Source organism: Bradyrhizobium sp. AS23.2, from assembly GCF_001908185.1.
Lineage (GTDB): Bacteria > Pseudomonadota > Alphaproteobacteria > Rhizobiales > Xanthobacteraceae > Bradyrhizobium.
Genome location: NZ_LGHM01000068.1, coordinates 1 through 15917, shown reverse-complemented (window position 1 = coordinate 15917; position 15917 = coordinate 1). Strand labels below are relative to the sequence as shown.

14 protein-coding genes and 2 pseudogenes are annotated in these 15917 nt (G+C 57.2%); 7 read left to right on the top strand and 9 right to left on the bottom strand.

The annotated features are described in order from the left end of the window. Positions 1-258: 258 nt before the first annotated feature. The 9 genes and pseudogenes from AC630_RS15785 to AC630_RS45445 all read right to left on the bottom strand — a co-directional run bounded on the left by AC630_RS15785 (position 259) and on the right by AC630_RS45445 (position 6823). On the bottom strand, positions 259-534 hold the full coding sequence (locus tag AC630_RS15785; RefSeq protein ID WP_074119429.1) for an EscS/YscS/HrcS family type III secretion system export apparatus protein: 276 nt from the start codon (positions 532-534) through the stop codon (positions 259-261). A 1-nt stretch (position 535) separates the two neighbouring features. After that, positions 536-1201 carry a type III secretion system export apparatus subunit SctR gene (gene sctR / locus AC630_RS15780; RefSeq protein ID WP_074119427.1) on the bottom strand — a complete coding sequence of 222 codons (666 nt, stop codon included), beginning with the start codon at positions 1199-1201 and terminating at the stop codon, positions 536-538. Next, entirely contained in the window at positions 1194-2306 is a 1113-nt protein-coding gene (gene sctQ, locus AC630_RS15775; protein WP_245330414.1) for a type III secretion system cytoplasmic ring protein SctQ, read from the bottom strand. The genes sctR and sctQ overlap by 8 nt, the downstream gene beginning before the upstream one ends. Beyond that, a complete protein-coding gene (locus AC630_RS15770) occupies positions 2306-2872 on the bottom strand; it encodes a hypothetical protein (protein WP_074119436.1) in 567 nt (188 codons plus the stop codon). The genes sctQ and AC630_RS15770 overlap by 1 nt, the downstream gene beginning before the upstream one ends. After that, positions 2848-4204: pseudogene (gene sctN / locus AC630_RS15765) on the bottom strand (type III secretion system ATPase SctN). Before sctN ends, AC630_RS15770 begins: the two are co-directional and overlap by 25 nt. Continuing rightward, positions 4201-4824: a type III secretion system stator protein SctL gene (gene sctL / locus AC630_RS15760; protein ID WP_074119422.1), complete on the bottom strand. Its 624-nt coding sequence runs from the start codon at positions 4822-4824 to the stop codon at positions 4201-4203. Before sctL ends, sctN begins: the two are co-directional and overlap by 4 nt. Then, positions 4821-5453 (bottom strand): nodulation protein NolU, encoded by a 633-nt coding sequence (locus AC630_RS15755; RefSeq protein ID WP_283808429.1) that lies wholly within the window; start codon positions 5451-5453, stop codon positions 4821-4823. Before AC630_RS15755 ends, sctL begins: the two co-directional genes overlap by 4 nt. Positions 5454-5463: 10 nt before the next feature. Further along, entirely contained in the window at positions 5464-6330 is an 867-nt protein-coding gene (gene sctJ, locus AC630_RS15750; protein ID WP_074119435.1) for a type III secretion system inner membrane ring lipoprotein SctJ, read from the bottom strand. Between the two features lie 10 nt (positions 6331-6340). Next, positions 6341-6823, bottom strand: a complete 483-nt coding sequence (locus AC630_RS45445) for a nodulation protein NolB (RefSeq protein WP_167561219.1) — start codon at positions 6821-6823, stop codon at positions 6341-6343. A 245-nt stretch (positions 6824-7068) separates the two neighbouring features. Between AC630_RS45445 and AC630_RS15740 the strand changes: the two genes are divergently transcribed. From AC630_RS15740 to sctV, 7 genes and pseudogenes are all read left to right on the top strand, one after another. After that, the gene (locus AC630_RS15740; RefSeq protein ID WP_283808428.1) at positions 7069-7704 is read left to right on the top strand and encodes a nodulation protein NolW; all 636 of its coding nucleotides are present in this window, start codon (positions 7069-7071) and stop codon (positions 7702-7704) included. A gap of 769 nt (positions 7705-8473) precedes the next feature. Beyond that, a pseudogene (locus AC630_RS48320) lies at positions 8474-10178 on the top strand (HrpF/NolX family T3SS translocon protein). Between the two features lie 826 nt (positions 10179-11004). Next, positions 11005-11238 (top strand): hypothetical protein, encoded by a 234-nt coding sequence (locus AC630_RS15730; protein ID WP_074119418.1) that lies wholly within the window; start codon positions 11005-11007, stop codon positions 11236-11238. 62 nt (positions 11239-11300) lie between these two features. After that, positions 11301-12251, top strand: a complete 951-nt coding sequence (locus AC630_RS15725) for a SctD/MshK family protein (RefSeq protein ID WP_245330413.1) — start codon at positions 11301-11303, stop codon at positions 12249-12251. 31 nt (positions 12252-12282) lie between these two features. Then, positions 12283-12819: a hypothetical protein gene (locus AC630_RS15720; protein WP_074119431.1), complete on the top strand. Its 537-nt coding sequence runs from the start codon at positions 12283-12285 to the stop codon at positions 12817-12819. Between the two features lie 2 nt (positions 12820-12821). Then, a complete protein-coding gene (sctY, locus tag AC630_RS15715; protein WP_074119415.1) occupies positions 12822-13244 on the top strand; it encodes a type III secretion apparatus assembly chaperone SctY in 423 nt (140 codons plus the stop codon). Between the two features lie 10 nt (positions 13245-13254). Beyond that, positions 13255-15387, top strand: a complete 2133-nt coding sequence (sctV, locus tag AC630_RS15710; RefSeq protein ID WP_074119413.1) for a type III secretion system export apparatus subunit SctV — start codon at positions 13255-13257, stop codon at positions 15385-15387. Positions 15388-15917 lie beyond the last annotated feature (530 nt).

Here is a 15917-nt window from a genome sequence, read left to right as displayed (position 1 = left end):
GTGATCCAGAACCATCCGAACCGCTCGGTCCCGGACCTCGGGTGAAAACTTGTTCGTCGTCTTGCTTGTCATGGCTCCATCCTCTCAGGAGTTGGAGCCTCCGGCAAACCCGGGACGGTTCACGTCCTGCGCCAACTTTCCTCATACTCTAATGCTTGAGGCTACCGCTCGATAAGCTTACGAACTCCCTGTTAATCGTTCAGCGGTGATGCCGATGGGCGTTTTTTTTTCTCCAAGAACTTACCCTCGCATTCCGCACTAATACCTCGATGTGAGAGTGGGGAACTCAGCGAAAATCTGCTGGGCTTGTTCGATAAGGGGAGCGCTCAGCACTGGGGAAAATAGAACGAGCACGGCGACGACGACGAGGAGTTTCACGGTAAGAGGCAAGGTTTGATCCTGGAGCTGCGTTGCCGCTTGGATGATGCCAACACCCAATCCGGCCACAAGAGCTGCTAGGAGTGGTGGCAAAACCCAAATCATGAATAGGACGAGGGATCGGCTCAAATGAGCGAGAATGCTGGCTTCGTCCATACTAACCTCCGGAGGTGGCGTAACTTAAGACCAACCCATGCATGAGCCGCGACCATCCGTCGATCGTGACGAACAGAAAGAGCTTAAAAGGAACAGATATCATTGTGGGCGACACCATTGACATGCCCATGGCCATCAAGATCGTCGTTACGATCAGATCAATCGTGATGAATGGAAGATAGAGTAGGAATCCGATTTCAAAGGCACGCTTCAGTTCCGAGATCAGAAAGGACGGTACAAGGATCGCAAAATCATCCGCTGTCGCCTTGCCGCGCATCTCCTCTGACCAGACATGTTCTGTGGAAGAGAGGAAAAACGTGCGCTGCTCCTCAGAGGTGAACTTTTTCAGGTGAGCGCGCAGCGGCTCGCTCCCCTCCTTGGCGGCTGTCGCCCAGTCATCGAGAGTTTGGTAGTGAAGTTGCGGGTCGGTAACGCGGTTGTAGATCTGCTCCAACACTGGAGCACCAATGAAGACGGTAAGAATCAATGCAGCACCATACAGAACGATGTTCGGAGGTATGGACTGGGTCCCGAGCGCGTTACGCACGAGGAAGAGAACGACGGACACCTTTAAGAACGCGGTCGTTGTAACGACTGCGAAAGCCAGCAGACCGAGACCGACTGTAAGTGCAAGAAGCGCAAGGATGCTCGGCTGAATGTCAGTCATTGACCGCCAACCTGCCACGTAGCCTGATAGCCAATTCCTCGCCGACACGCACGATGTCGCCGTGACCGATCAATCGACCATTGGCAACAATGTCGACCGGACCGTCAAGGGAGCGGCCAAGCTCGAACACATGCCCTTCGTTGATATTTCTCAACGTACCCAGCGGAATAGGCCAGCGGCCGCATTCGAACACAAGCGTAATCTCAATACTGTCGACGTCAGTTTCCGAGAGCGAGGTCGATGGCTGTGCTTGGGCTCGTGTCGTCATATATGCACTCTTTAAAGGGTGTGGTTGCAGGCGGAACGGCCCCCGCAGTATCAGCCTGTCGTGAGCAACCTCGGCCGGGGCCCACAATTTGCCGGCGGTGAGGATGACCTGGCCGCGTGCAAGGGGAATGACGTCCGGCACCAGCGCATCTCCGGCTTGTGCTTGGCGAACTAGCCCAACGGGCACGCACAGCGAGCCAATCTCTTCGGCAACCATGATAGGCAATTCCGGAGAAAGCTTGCGCATCTGTCGGGGCAATTGGCCAAGCAACTCGCCTAACGCACTGAATGCAGGCGCAACCGGACCGTCAAGAGACGAGAATAGGAAAAGGCGCGCCTTGCTCGTGAGCGACCCGTAGTCGATGTCGAGTTCCAGATAATGGCCTTGCGTCATTGCTTCGTCGACGCGGATAACTTGCAAATCCCGTGCTAACAAGTTCTCTAGTTGTGCGAGCCACGGTTCCAGCGCAAATTCGAGGACGAGAGAGCGGGCTGGATCCGAAGGTAAACTAAGGCCATGCTGTACTGTCGAGATCAGTGCCTCCGCCAGCGGGCGGGCCAACGACAGGACGGCCTTTTCGGCTCCGACGCGAAATAAGCAGTCAAGCATGGACGCGGCCGGTGGTTGTGCCTGCCAGACAAGCCGGTTCATACGCATCGATACCTGCATATCGCCAAGGCGGCTCTTCAGAACCGTGCGTCGAGCGGCGATCTCATTCAGCCACGAGACCACGGCATGCGACAATCTTACCGGGGGATCGAATAGTGCGGGTTCACCCTTATCCGCGCTCATTTCCACTGAACCGGAAGTTCGCTCCGGCATACGAGAAGCAGCCATTAGATTGAATCGCCGGGGATTGAATCGCCGTGGATTGAATCGCCGGCCGCCTGACTGCGCAATCCGCTCTTATACCGGAGCAAGACCTCATCGTCCGTTTCGATTTCAGCTGCGAACTCCGCACGAGCATTGGTCCTGCGCTGAACATCGCTCTCAATCTGCTGCCATTTCTGGCTCGCCGCCGAACGCTTGGCCCACACAGCCCGCATCTCAACCACCGCGGCCTGGGCGTGCTCTTGAGCGATGTGCGCCTGCTCAAGCGCCTGACGCGCCAATGCGATCTCGGCCGTGAGACGCCCAATGACGAGATGGCACCGACGATCGAGTTCGGTGACGCACATAGTATCAGACGATGCCAGTTCCAGATAAAGTTCAGCTTCGAGACTTGCGCGGCGTTTCTCGGCGCTTGCAAGATTCTTGGAGGCTCGCTCCACCGATTCAACCGCGATCTGGCGTTTGGCTTCCATATTGGATAATAGGCGAAGCGCGCTTCGCTCCCTCATGTCCTTCACGAACCGCAGTTTCGACGCTTGGATAGGATTCACTCGGTCAGAAGCGACATCCATGTGACCGTCTCCTCAAAAGTGGACGACTCATCCTGCCCCTGACGCAAGAAATTCCGCAACTCCTCGATTGAGGCGATTGCTCGGTCACTCAGCGGATCCCCCCCCTTGCTTGTATTCACCGACGTTGATTAAGAACTCGGCTTCATCATAGCGCGAGAGTAGATCTCGAAAGAAGGAGGCGGCCTTGCGATGTGGCACAGAGACGACCGCATCCATCACGCGACTTCGGCTCGATAGCACGTCGATGGCGGGGAAATGCTCTCGCGAGGCGAGTGCGCGTGAAAGGATGATATGACCATCGAGAATACCGCGTGACTCTTCGGCGATTGGATCGCCTGTGCCGTCACCTTCGACAAGCACGGTATAGAAGGCCGTGATCGAGCCGTGCTCGCCCATACCGGCACGCTCCAATAGACCCGGCAGCAGCGCAAAGACGGAGGGTGGGAAGCCGCGCCGCGTCGGAGGTTCTCCCGCGGCAAGGCCTATTTCACGCATCGCGCGGCTAAAGCGCGTCAGCGAATCCATCATGAGAACGACACGCAGTCCCTGATCACGAAAGTACTCGGCGAGAGCCGTCGCCATATGAGCACATTGGGCACGCTCCATTGCTGACCGGTCGGAAGTCTCAACGACAGCGATCGTACGACCGATCGCATCGCCAATATGGCGCTCAATGAATTCACGCACCTCACGACCGCGCTCTCCTATAAGCGCAACTACGATCACGTCGGCGGCCGCGCCTTTAACAATTTGCGACATCAGCGTCGACTTGCCGCAACCAGCGTCTCCATAGATCCCGATCCGCTGACCTTCGCCACACGTCAGAAGTCCATCTAGCACGCGGACACCGAGTGGAAAGGGCCGCTCGATGCCACGCCGCCTCATGGGGTTGGGTGCCCTGCCGCGGAGGGGACGAGTGTGAATCGTCTTTATTGGACCCTTCCCGTCGAGCGGACGGCCGAAGCTATCAATGACACGGCCAAGCAACTCGGGACCGACTGAAACTTCCTGCATTCGCCCGGTCGGCACCACTTCCGCGCGGTTAGACAGACCTACCATGTCGCCAATTGGCGTGAGTAATACCCCGTCGGGCAGCAGACCGATAACTTCCGCCTCAAGTGACCATCCCGTATTGTGATCCTGCAACAGACACAGTTCCCCAACACGGGCCCCCGGCAACACGGCATGGACCAAGGTGCCGACGGCCTTTGTGATCCGTCCGCGCAAGGCACGCGTATCGACATTCTTTGCTGTAGATCTCAAAGATGATAACGCCGCGTGCACAGCTCCTTCACCAGCCCCACCGACATGGCTTGTTTGTTGCGTGGTCACGGTTCGCCTTCCTGAGAAGACGGCCCAAGGCCCAGTCGCAATGTGCGGAGCTGCGCGGCAAGTCCTAGATCGACATTGCCTAACTCACTCCACAACACGCACTGATCCGGCGTCAGAGCTGGGTCCGAATCAATTCGAACTTTCGGTCGACCATGCGTTCCGTCGAACGCTGCAAACTCACGTATCAGTGCATCGGCGTTCACAGGAGACACATGTAGACACACTTCCGCGCTGCCATATCTTTGCTCGATGGCGTGACGAACGGACTTCACTAACATCTCGCCCGGATCGAAGGAGCCGACCAGGTCGTCTAAGATCTCCATGACGAGCCGTGGCAACTCCTGTTCTAGCACGGCTTTTCGCCGCGCCACCTCACAAGCAGCCCGGGCAACCAGCCGCGCCATTTCGTCTGAGCCTGCCTTCAGGCCTTCGGAGTGGCCGCGCGCCCGCTCGCGCTGATAAGCTTTCCTTGCCCAGCTGCGAACCTGCTGTAGATACTGCGCTGCTAGCGCGCGCGTCTGTACCGCATCGTACCAGATCCTAAGTTCCGACGCTGGTATGAGTGGACCCAGCGGACGTATCTGCGGGCGTTCTGGCAATGCTAGGTCATCCCAGGTCATGCGGGCCCTGTCTCCGCGGCCAGATGAGCCATCACCAGAGACAGCAATTGGCCTGCGGCCTTGTGGTGTTCGGCGGTTGGGCGCTCCGCGGCGGTCCCGACGGGCAAGCAGAGAAGCACGCGCGCGCGGTCAAGTTCCGACGCTTGTTGGAGCCAAGCGCCAAGGCAGGCATATCCGTCATGTTCAATCCCTCGCGAAAGTTGCTCTGGATCGACAATCGCTTCGGTTGCGACGGCACTGGATAGGTATCGAATAGCGAAAAAATGTGCTTCTGCACCGATATTTCCGATCAGAGGAGCAAGATCATGCTTTGACACCAACTTCAGCACCGAACGGGCATGCCAGATACTGCCGGCAAGTAGTGCCACGTGGCGCGGATCATGCCCCAGCAGAACACCCCTTCCCCAGTTACTTCCGTTCGAGACCAGTTCACTGCCTAGCAGTAAACCGGCTAGCCTTTCCTGCAGTCTGGGCGTTTTCTGCAACTGCAGCAGTGTGGAAGGCGACAGCGACGCATCAAGGTGCGCGGCAAAACGACTTGGATGGATCAAAGCAGTAAACTCGCGCGGGCGAACGGAGTGTAGGCTGAGTGAACGATTTGGTTCTGTGGATGTCATCAATACGGCCACTGCGTTCCGCCTATCTCGAATCCGAGTTTAGCTTTTCGCCGTCGGTTTGGACCGCGCGCGTACTCGCGCCTGCGCCGAGATTTGCCACTTTCCGAAAAGATTGACCGAGCTGGCGCACACGTGCGCTCAGCAGGACGTAAGATAGGACGCCGAACGCGGCGCCGGCCCCTCCGATACCAACCGCAAGAATGGGATCCGACACGAACTTGCCTGATTGACCCGAAGCAGCTGCTGGCGCAGACGACAGCTCATATTGAGCCCGCTCAACCGGCACGAACACGACCGCTACCTTGTCATATGATAGCCCTTCTATGCTGTTGGCGACGAGCATCTTGATCTGGGGTAGCAAAGCTGAGAGCTTCGCATTGGAATCATGTCGGATAAAGACCGAAGCCGAGGACGGCGTAGTATCTTGTCGCAAAAGGTCATTCTTCGGCAGAACAACGTGCACACGAGCGGAGAGAACCCCATCGATATCGTTTATCGTGCGCGACAACTCTTCGCTTAAAGCATAAACGTAGCGGGCGCGCTCCTCAACCGGGGAGGCAACCAGTCCCGATCCCCTGAACACGTCCCCAAGGCTCTTGAAAGATTGGCGCGGTAAGCCCTGGTCATTCAGCAGGTTGATCGAAAAGGCAAGTTGCTTTGCTTCGACTTGAATCGTGCTGGTACCATCCTTAGCGACAACACGGACGGCGTCGACACCCTTGCTAAGGAGAAGAGCAAGCATCTCGTTGGCTTCGCGCTCCCGAACTTTAGTATAGAGATCGGCCTTGCAACCGGCCAACGAGAGCAGAAGGGGAAATAGAACAAAAACATGAAACCACCTTGCCGCCAGCGCGCCGCAACCTTTCTTTCTCTGGGCCAAAACAGCCATCAACGCCCGCTTAGCCCGCTGATAGCAGCTTGTTCAGAGATGAACTTACGGCACCGGCGCTCTTGGAGACGAGCGAAACCTGAATGACACCATCGTAAGCACCCCGCAGATTCACCAGCGCCGATTGGAAATGATCCACGTCTTCCGGCTTGCCGACGGCGGCCGGCCCAAACTCGAGTTTCTTCGGACTAGCCGGCTCGCCACCGACAGCCGAAGGAAGTGCACTCGCAGGAAAAGGCTTGCCTCGGTGCATTGTAAAAAGATTCTGAAGGACGCGGTCGCCAAGCGGGCTTGAGTGCGTGACGGCACGTTGAACTTCCGAAACTGGCGGAGCCAACACGCTACCACTCACCGAAGAGGCCGCATCGTGGTTCGAAGCCGTCTGTGCAAGACTCTCATGAAACCTTGCCTGCGCTGATGAACAGGGCTCGGAAAGACATTCTGCAGGGTTGGCAGAGATCGGTATAAGACCAAACTTCGTGGATAAAATCATTGCTCTCACATGATGAGATTAGCTGTTCGTTGCCGTCGACGGCCCAGCACCCTTAGAGAAGCGAGCTGACAAAAAGCTGACAAGAATCACAAACACCGTCATTAAATTGCGCTCAGCTTCCAATTTGCGACGAATTTTCGACTTCAACTTTTCGGACCCTCAAGCGCCAAACACCGTTGATCCACATACGAGCCACGAGGCTGCACATCTTGAAGACAGTTCTATATGCTGGAGTTTTCATTTTCTTGGGTCTCGTTAGGACGCTCGGCGCTCCCCTGTCGCTGCCATCGACGCCCTATAGTTACACGGTTCTGGATCAGGACCTCGCGGCCGCACTGCAGGAATTCGGCAACAATTTGAATATCCGAGTCAATGTCAGCCCCGAGGTGAAGGGACGGATTCGGGGGCGAATGCCGGATCTCGCACCGCGAGAGTTCCTCGAACGTTTGACTGGTCTCTACAATCTTCAATGGTACTACGATGGACTTGTGCTTTACGTATCCGACGCCCACGAGGCGCAAAGCCGTCTGCTTGTCTTGAATCCGATCACTTTGAATGCGTTCAAGTCAGCACTGGATTCGCTTGACATCTCCGACGAGCGCTACGTCGTGAGGGCCGCACCGGGAGATGGTCTCGTCTTCGCTTCCGGCCCGCCCCGGTTTATCGCGCTCGTGGACGAAACGCTCAAAGGCCTAGTGGCGGAGGCACAGGCGCGGCCAAACCTCACAACCGTGGAAAAGCCGGCGCACGAGTCGGTTTTGATGTTGTTTCGAGGAGCTTCAAGTACGGTCATTCGTGGTGGACGACCTGAGGGCCCTCTTTCATCCGCGGCACCGCAACAAGACAGCGTGGTTCACGCGCCTGCTCCAGGTCAGAGATAAGTTGCCCCCGGGTTGACTTGCGAAGGAGCTCAGTGCGCTCGCCGTATGCTCTGTCAGCCTTTCGGAGCTAATGCTGGGTGCATGAGAGCGCGAATGCTAACGCAACACTATCGACGATCTCAACGTCGCCGGCTGCTGATAGGGATGCTCGGAATCCATGTCATCCAGGAGAAGACCGCGTGGTTATTCAGATCGTGAACTCAGCGCCGGTCGCTGCCGGCAGACGGCTCTGATTCCACCACGCTGGATGGAGCCGACACTAACAGTCCTGTGGCGGAGGCGCTGGCGTGCCGACGGTCCAGCTGATCGGCCATGGGACGCCGCGAAATCATGCAGGCGTTTTTGCGCGAACCGGCGAATGCGAGTGATCCACCGAGTTCTTGATGCTACCGATGTGCCGCGGCAGGATGCGCGCGACTGAGTGCAATAAATCGAGCGCAATGAGCGTCGTCAGCTTCTCGAAAGCTAGTCAATCCTACATAAGGAGGAGAAATATAGACGACGATGTTGCTTTGAAATTCTAGCGGAACTGACGGCTGGGGACGCACTGAGTAACCGGGGCAACTGATCGGAGCTGTTGGACTCTGCCCATCGATACGACTTCGTCGCGATCTCGGGCTGCACCACATGACCGGTTGTGGCGCAATCTCACACCATAGGATGTATAATGTCACTCACCAACCCATCGCTAGCCCTTACCTCAACCGCGGCTTTCTCAGGGCTTGCTTCCGGGCTACCGTCGGCGCAGGAGCTTTCCAGCTTCGAGACGATGCTGGCAAATTACTCCTTGAAGGATACCGTCGGCCATCAATCCGCGCCACAGGATCTGGCGTCGGCAGAGTCGGCTAAACAATTAGCGCAGGGACTCACGCAGGAGGTGCGGGATATCCTACCACCAGATCTCAGGGCCGCACTGATTGCATTTGGGCAGGCTTCGGAGCTACCCTCTGCGGGCAGCCCTGCTGCGAGCTCCGCTGCGACTGCAACCGCGCCAGTACCCAGCTCAAGGATCACATGGAACGGCGGCACGCTGACTGATGCCGAGTTGCGGATTGTGTCGGTGCTGAACCGCCACAAAGACAAATGCCCGCTCGATTGGAAGTCCCTCGGAGATTTGCCCAACGATCCCTCGACACCGCCGGATCTAAAGGCGGCGATCGAGGCGCTGCAGCAGGACCCGGAGCTCTTCTATGCAATAGGCTCGCAAGGCGACGGCCGCTGCGGCGGAAAGATCAAGGCAGGTGATCTCTCCGGCTTTTCCAACTATCACTCACAGGTTGCCGCATTCCAGGGACAGCAGGCGCAGAGCTACGAGCATACCTACATTCCATCGGACGGCGCCGGAAATGACCAGCCATCGGTCATGACCCAGACTGATGCATTGCGCGAGCTTTATCTGTATTCCGTTAACCTGCCCAAGAACCTGAGCCTAGCCGTTTTTAAGCAGATCGTCGATGGCGAGGCCAAAACCGGCAAATCCCCCCCCTCAGGTTCTCGCGGCGGCGCAATACTTCCTCAGCCATCCCGACGAATGGAAAAAGCTGTGCGCCGGCTCGGGAGATAAAGTTCACAAAGAGGACTTCTTGCAGGTTGCTTCATCATCAATGAAGCTGACGCGAGCCGAGCTGGATACGTTAGACACGATCAACAAGAACCAAGGAGCTTTTTTCGAGAAGAGTGACCTGACCCGGGACAAGCTGGCGAGCATGGTCGATGATAAGAGTCTCGCGCCTGACGTGAGAAAGGCGGCCTCCCAGCTGCTTTCGGATCCTCTCATCTTCGGCCTAATGAACAATGCGATCACCGGCTATCATACCCACCACAAGTTCTTCGACTTCGGCGGAGGCCATACCGTCGATTCCGGCAACATCAGCAACAACGATTTCAAGCAGTTGTTCAACAACATGTCAGCTGCAAACCGAACAGCTCACCAGCTGAAGACGCATGTCGCTCAAACGGCTGCCGAGCAGTCTGCTGTCGCGGACATGATGATGGGCATGAAGGACCAGCCCGACATCAAATCACCCACGAAAAACGGAGGCGCCTTCATGCACGCGCTTGACGACGTGCTTAAGGTGGGTTCGAACGTGCTCGACTGGGCTGCGACGGCAGTTGGTGTACTTGGCTTCATCCCAGGCTTGGGCGAATTGGCCGATCTCGCGTCAATGGTGCTCGAGAGCGAGGCGCAAGCAGCAAATCTTCTGCACACCGCCATCACAAGTGGCAACATAAAGCAAGCATTGGAAGAAGCAGGTCTCAGCCTTGCGGCGCAGGCGGTCGGCTGTATCGCCGGTCCAGAGGTCAAAATAGCTATGCGCGAAGGCTTGGCGAAGCAAGCAATTCAAGAAGCCGCGACGGCTGGCATCAGCCTGCCGGTTTCGGTGGCGCAGTCTTACGCGGAGAACTATTTGAACGACCTAAACGGGCGCATTGCGTCCGGGGGCATGCAAGCTGCAGGCGTTTACAGTTCGTGAGAGTGAGGCGTCGGCCTCAGATCACGCCTGAGAAGCTAGGCGAGCTTGCGCGGCCTCCGCGAGGTTGGCACCCCACCGCCAACCGATAGGTCGCGCAAGCTTTGCCAGCATGTTGGAGCTTCTCGCGCGCACCGCCGATGACTTTGTTTAGTGGGTTCACGCCTCGTAGTTCATCTCCCGCTGTACTCGACCACTCGTGTCAGGATCAGCCTCAAATGCAGTCCGTCGTTGGCACCAATACCAGTTCGTTTGATGATCAACGAGGCCGCACAGCTCAAGCGGCCCTAAAGATGGTTTTCGTTGGCACGAACTATCTGATCTCCACCTTTTGGGCGCGTTCTCACGTCGGATTCAATCCGGCAAAACCGACTAATTTTCTGAAACTCGTCAGCTTGTCGAAAGCTAATGCCCGCACGATGGAATCGCGGAGACTGCCTCCCTTGGCATGATCGAATCAACATAGGAGAACCCGATGCGTATTCCGAGTTCAAACGCCACTGCGCGCGTTGATTCCGGCCTCCATGCGGCTCGTAGCAACAAAAAAGGGGCGCACACACGTGACCCGCATGACGATCATAACCGGTCGGCTAGTGCAAGCAATCCTGTCAACGGCACGTCTAATCCAGACAGTAGCTCGCAGGATGCCGCTTTGCGCCAAGCGTTCAACGTCGCTCTCGGAGCCGCGGCTTTCCAACTTGCAAACGGTGCAATGGCCCGTTTGGAAGATACCATGGCCGAGACAGAGGGGAATTCCTGACGTCGCACGTTGCGCCGTCCGGAAACAGGAGCCGCTCATAGCGGCAACATTCTAAAGAGGAGAAATAACATGCCTTTTAACGTTGGTGCATCTCATACGTCGATTGCAACCGGGGCGGCTGGCGCTGTCGCTGCGGCAGCTGGCGCCGGGGCTGCTGACGTGGCCTCAGAGGCCGCATTCCAAAGGCAGCTCGCCGCCCTGACTGCCTCTAGCACGCTGGCTGCTGAGAGGGATGTGGAACTTCGCGTCGTTTCAACCAACCTCACGACCATCAAGAAAGTAGCCGACGAGCGGGTGCAGTAACGGCTGAGGTGGGACGACGCTGTCGTCCCACCTCTCGCTCCTGGGTAATCGATGAAGCCGCGATGAGCCGTACGGCTTTTGCCATACGGCAGCCTTCGCTGTTCGGGAGGCTTTCGACTGTGAATGAACCAAACTCCGTGCATTTCGAAGTGCTGTCGGGGCTTTACTCCCGGCTAACCGGCAAAGTGGGCATGGGATCGACCCTGATTGGTAGCGGCCTGGATGCTGATTTGGTCTTCATCGAACAAGGCCTCGCACGCCATCACGTTCGTATCACCCCAAATTGCAACTCGATCCAAATCGAGCCTCTTACTGGAGAAGTCAGGGTCGAGGGGCACGAGAATACTTCCACGAACGAGCACGTTATTGCCCCTCTTCCCGCCGTCATTCACACGGGCGAGATGTCCATTCGCTGGTCTATACAGGATTCTAAGCAAGCTGGCTCTATCGGACGCCGGCTCGGATCGACCGCCGTACTCGCCTCGGTCCTGATCAGCTCTGTCGCGGTCGGTGCAGCCTCAACCAGTTTGGTCCAGACGGACAGCGCTGTTGCCTTGAACGTCGACTTGCCCCGTGCTGTGAAAGTTGCGCCCAAGCTGGCGCCCAACGCTCCTGATGCATTGACAACCGATTCAGCTGCCGAACGGCTGCAAGAGGAAGTTGATAGAGCGGGCCTTTTCAATATCAAAGTCAGATCTGAGCCGGGTGTTGTCGCTGCTGACGGCACGGTGACGCCCGTCTCGCTCTCTAAATGGCGGGAAGTCCAGGAACGGTTCGATCACGATCGTAAGGGCGCATATGTTCTCGTCAATGCAGTAGCCATCAAGGAGGAGAAGACGCCACCCTCAATTGCTGTCGAGGCCGTTTGGCGCGGAAGTGACCCGTATCTGGTCATCGCTGGTCAAAAGTATTTCGTGGGCGCCCTGTTGAACAATGGCTTGACCGTCAATGAGATTGGGGAACGACGTGTGCTGCTGAGCCGGAATGGTCGGCTTGTTGCTCTCCCCTATTAGGGTTTCAGTCGCGGCTAAGAAGGAAAGTGTCATGACTAGGCTGCCCCAGCGGTCGGTAGAACCTTGGGCCTCGTTCCGAGGGCCGAACGTTGACAATCACACACCTACCACCACGCCGACCATTCCTAAAGCCGAGGGCAGCGAAATCGAGAGAACGCATGCAAATGGCGGGAAGAGCCACACTATTTTCCAGGATACGGACCAGCAAGATGTGGCTGTTGGCGCCACGATCGAGACCGCGCTGGAGCTTAACTCAGTCCATCCAGTTTCACGCATCAATGTCAACGAGGCGCGCACCCAGATCGGTGAGATCAAGCCAGGCCCAGAAATTGCTTGCCTTAACGGCCCCACTCTCGCGGATAACCTGCTCTCCTTCGTCACGCCGCGCCTACGTCACTCGGATGTTCTGCGCCCAGAGAAACAGGGCGTGCTTCTGGAACGTTTGGCGGATGCGCTATCGGCCGCGCCAGATGGTTGGGCGTCACGTGAAGACATGGAGATTCTGCAGCTGGAGCTGCGGCGGTTAATCCTGCTCCGGCAGAATCACAACGGCTTGATCAAAGGCTAGCGATGGCCGAGCTTGACGAAGAGCAACACCTCACACCGCCGCCGCCAAACGTTTCAAAAGCCGGTGAGGTCTTGCTAATCTCTAGGACGGAGCGTGATTTGCTCTGCGCGCTTTCCTATATCCATCTTGAATGCGGTCAGAGCGCACAGAGCCTGGCTCTCCTGCGAATCGCAGCTCACGAACATTCTCAAAACGTCGAGCTGCTCCGCATTCTGGTCTACGCTCTCATCTCTGAGGGCCACGGTGACAAAGCACTGGCGGCTTTGGATAGACTGGACAAACTTGACGAACAACCGTCTTCGCGTCTGCCTTTGATGGTCTTGCGCAGCCACGCGCTGCGTCAGGCCGGCCGCATGGCCGAGGCGCGAGCAATCTTTAAAAGCTATGTTTCATTGCGGAGCAGCGCAGCTCCAATCAAACGATAATAAGCTTCTCATGGAAAACATCCTACGTCGTCTCATCGAGCGCGCACCGACTAACCCAGATTTGATGGTCGCGTTGATGCTTCTTCTGGCGATCGGAATGATGATCATGCCGATCCCGATCGTAGTGATCGACATGTTGATCGGGTTCAACCTCGGTTTTGCCGTACTGCTGCTGATGGTAGCCCTGCATCTGAAGACGCCACTTGACTTTTCGTCGTTGCCGGGCGTCATCCTTATCTCCACCGTCTTTCGCCTGGCTCTTACCGTCGCAACGACGCGGTTGATTCTCTCTGAGGGTGATGCCGGCAGCATCATCCACACGTTTGGCGATTTCGTCATATCAGGCAATATCGCTGTCGGACTCGTCATATTCCTAATTGTGACCATGGTTCAGTTCATGGTTCTCGCCAAGGGCGCCGAACGGGTCGCAGAAGTGTCGGCTCGCTTCACGCTTGACGCGCTGCCGGGCAAACAGATGGCGATCGACGCGGAGCTGCGCAACGGGCACATCGATCAGCACGAAGCTCGTCGTCGGCGGGCCGCACTGGAGCAAGAAAGCCAACTTCACGGTGCCATGGACGGCGCTATGAAATTCGTGAAAGGCGACGCCATCGCCGGGCTCATAGTCATCGGCATTAATATGCTGGGCGGCATCACAATCGGCTTGCTCTCCAAGAGCATGCCCCTTGAGGAGGCGCTCCACCAATACACCATCCTGACCATAGGTGACGCACTAATTTCGCAGATTCCGGCTCTACTGCTGTCGATTACAGCAGCAACCATTGTCACCCGTGTCAATGGCCCTTCCAGGCTGAAGCTTGGTGCCGATATCGTCAGCCAACTGACGGCCAGCACACAAGCGCTACGGTTGGCCGCCGGCGTCTTAATTGCGATGGGGCTCGTTCCGGGCTTCCCTTTGCCTCCGTTCATCATGCTTGCCGCACTCTTCGGCGCAGCAAGCTTTGTCAAGGTTGGTGTGCACGCCGGCGAGACCGCTGCCAAGGCAGGGGCCAGTAGCACCGGTTCGCCTCCAGCTCCATCACAGGCTCAGAGTCAAACCGTGCCTGCAGAAGCACTTCCGATCACGGTATTCCTCGCACCAAACCTGACACATGGAGTCGACAAAGACGAACTCGAGCAGTCCATCGGACGGGTTTCGGCACTGGTCTCATCTGATCTTGGTATCACAATTCCACGCATTCCGGCCCAAGCCGACCACCACTTAGCTGAATCGGAATTCAGGGTAGATGTTGAGGGAGTGCCCGTCGGACGGGATTTTGTTGAGCCGATGCAACTCATGCTCAACGACGACGTGGCGAACATTGAATTGAGCGGCATCCCCTTTCGCCAAGACTTAGAGACAAATCGGATCTGGATCGAAAAAGGTCATGCGCCGTCTCTTAATGCAGCCGGCATAGGGCATCACCGTGCGAGCGAAGTCATCGCCTTGCGCGTGCAGTCGACATTGAGACGCTATGCACAGCGCCTGGTGGGCATTCAGGAGACCCGACAATTGCTGGGCCGGATGGAGCTGGAATATGCCGATCTGGTGAAGGAGGTGCTGCGCACGACACCGGTGCCCCGGATTGCGGATGTCCTGCGCCGCTTACTGGATGAGGGCATCCCCATTCGCAACACTCGCTTAGTCCTGGAGGCGCTGGCAGAATGGAGCGAGCGCGAACAAAATGTTGTCCTGCTCACCGAATATGTTCGCTCCGGGCTGAAGCGCCAGATCTGTCATCGCTATGCCAACGCCCACCGCGTTGTGGCTGCCTTTATAATAGAGCGCGAAACCGAGGATATCGTACGCGGTGCGGTGCGCGACACCGCAGTTGGTCCCTACCTCGTTTTTGCGGACCGCGAGAGCGAGATGCTGCTTTCACAATTTCGGCAGATTCATTCGAGCATCGCACGCGGTCAGAGCCAGCCCGTCATTCTGGGTTCAATGGATATCCGGCGTTTCGTCCGTGGTTTTCTCATCCGCAACGGCATCGATCTGCCGGTTCTGTCCTATCAGGATCTCGCCTCGGATTTCACGGTCCAGCCGATTGGATCCGTCAAGCTCGCGGCCGGGACGGGCAAGGCTCCTTCAGCAGAGCGTCGTGACTCAATCGCCGCAGCCGACCAAAAGGACAGCAATTAAGCCTGGGGCAATAATATGAACTCATATGAGCCAAGTACCGAGCGCCGGTTGTGCTCCTTCGGTCCGAACTTGCTCTGGCCTTCTCGCTATGCTCGCCATTCTGCTGCTAGGTGGTTGCGCCAGTTGGGATAAGCCGGGACTTGAGCAGACGGCCACACCAGAGTCGTTAGGCGCTAGGGACGTCGATCCTGCTATGCGCGAGCGCATTGCATACGTCCTCCGTCCGGATGCTGACGAGCAGACTTTGCGCGAAGCACTCAAGCAACGACCCGGCAACGTAAATGCGGCAATCCCTCTTGCGCGGGCCCTGCTTGCGCGCAACTGCCCGGATGAGGCGCTTGAGCGTAAGCGTCGTTCCGCTCCTACCTTCTCGCGGCACACGGGATAGGCGAGTTTCACGATCTCTTTGAAGGGATCGGCTTGTGTCTATGCTTGACCATACGCTTAAGTCGGACGTGACGGCGCGCCGGCTGGAAGTGATCACGGAGACGGGACGCCGTCGTTGGTTCTCCAAGGACGACAAGGCCCGG

What these genes read in the sequence shown, in the direction of transcription:
- AC630_RS15785 (WP_074119429.1), bottom strand. Translation starts at nt 534, where the DNA reads ATGGACGAAGCCAGCATTCTCGCTCATTTGAGCCGATCCCTCGTCCTA.
- sctR (WP_074119427.1), bottom strand. Translation starts at nt 1,201, where the DNA reads ATGACTGACATTCAGCCGAGCATCCTTGCGCTTCTTGCACTTACAGTC.
- sctQ (WP_245330414.1), bottom strand. Translation starts at nt 2,306, where the DNA reads ATGGCTGCTTCTCGTATGCCGGAGCGAACTTCCGGTTCAGTGGAAATG.
- AC630_RS15770 (WP_074119436.1), bottom strand. Translation starts at nt 2,872, where the DNA reads ATGGATGTCGCTTCTGACCGAGTGAATCCTATCCAAGCGTCGAAACTG.
- sctL (WP_074119422.1), bottom strand. Translation starts at nt 4,824, where the DNA reads ATGACCTGGGATGACCTAGCATTGCCAGAACGCCCGCAGATACGTCCG.
- sctJ (WP_074119435.1), bottom strand. Translation starts at nt 6,330, where the DNA reads ATGGCTGTTTTGGCCCAGAGAAAGAAAGGTTGCGGCGCGCTGGCGGCA.
- AC630_RS45445 (WP_167561219.1), bottom strand. Translation starts at nt 6,823, where the DNA reads ATGATTTTATCCACGAAGTTTGGTCTTATACCGATCTCTGCCAACCCT.
- AC630_RS15730 (WP_074119418.1), top strand. Translation starts at nt 11,005, where the DNA reads ATGCCTTTTAACGTTGGTGCATCTCATACGTCGATTGCAACCGGGGCG.
- AC630_RS15725 (WP_245330413.1), top strand. Translation starts at nt 11,301, where the DNA reads ATGAGCCGTACGGCTTTTGCCATACGGCAGCCTTCGCTGTTCGGGAGG.
- AC630_RS15720 (WP_074119431.1), top strand. Translation starts at nt 12,283, where the DNA reads ATGACTAGGCTGCCCCAGCGGTCGGTAGAACCTTGGGCCTCGTTCCGA.
- sctY (WP_074119415.1), top strand. Translation starts at nt 12,822, where the DNA reads ATGGCCGAGCTTGACGAAGAGCAACACCTCACACCGCCGCCGCCAAAC.
- sctV (WP_074119413.1), top strand. Translation starts at nt 13,255, where the DNA reads ATGGAAAACATCCTACGTCGTCTCATCGAGCGCGCACCGACTAACCCA.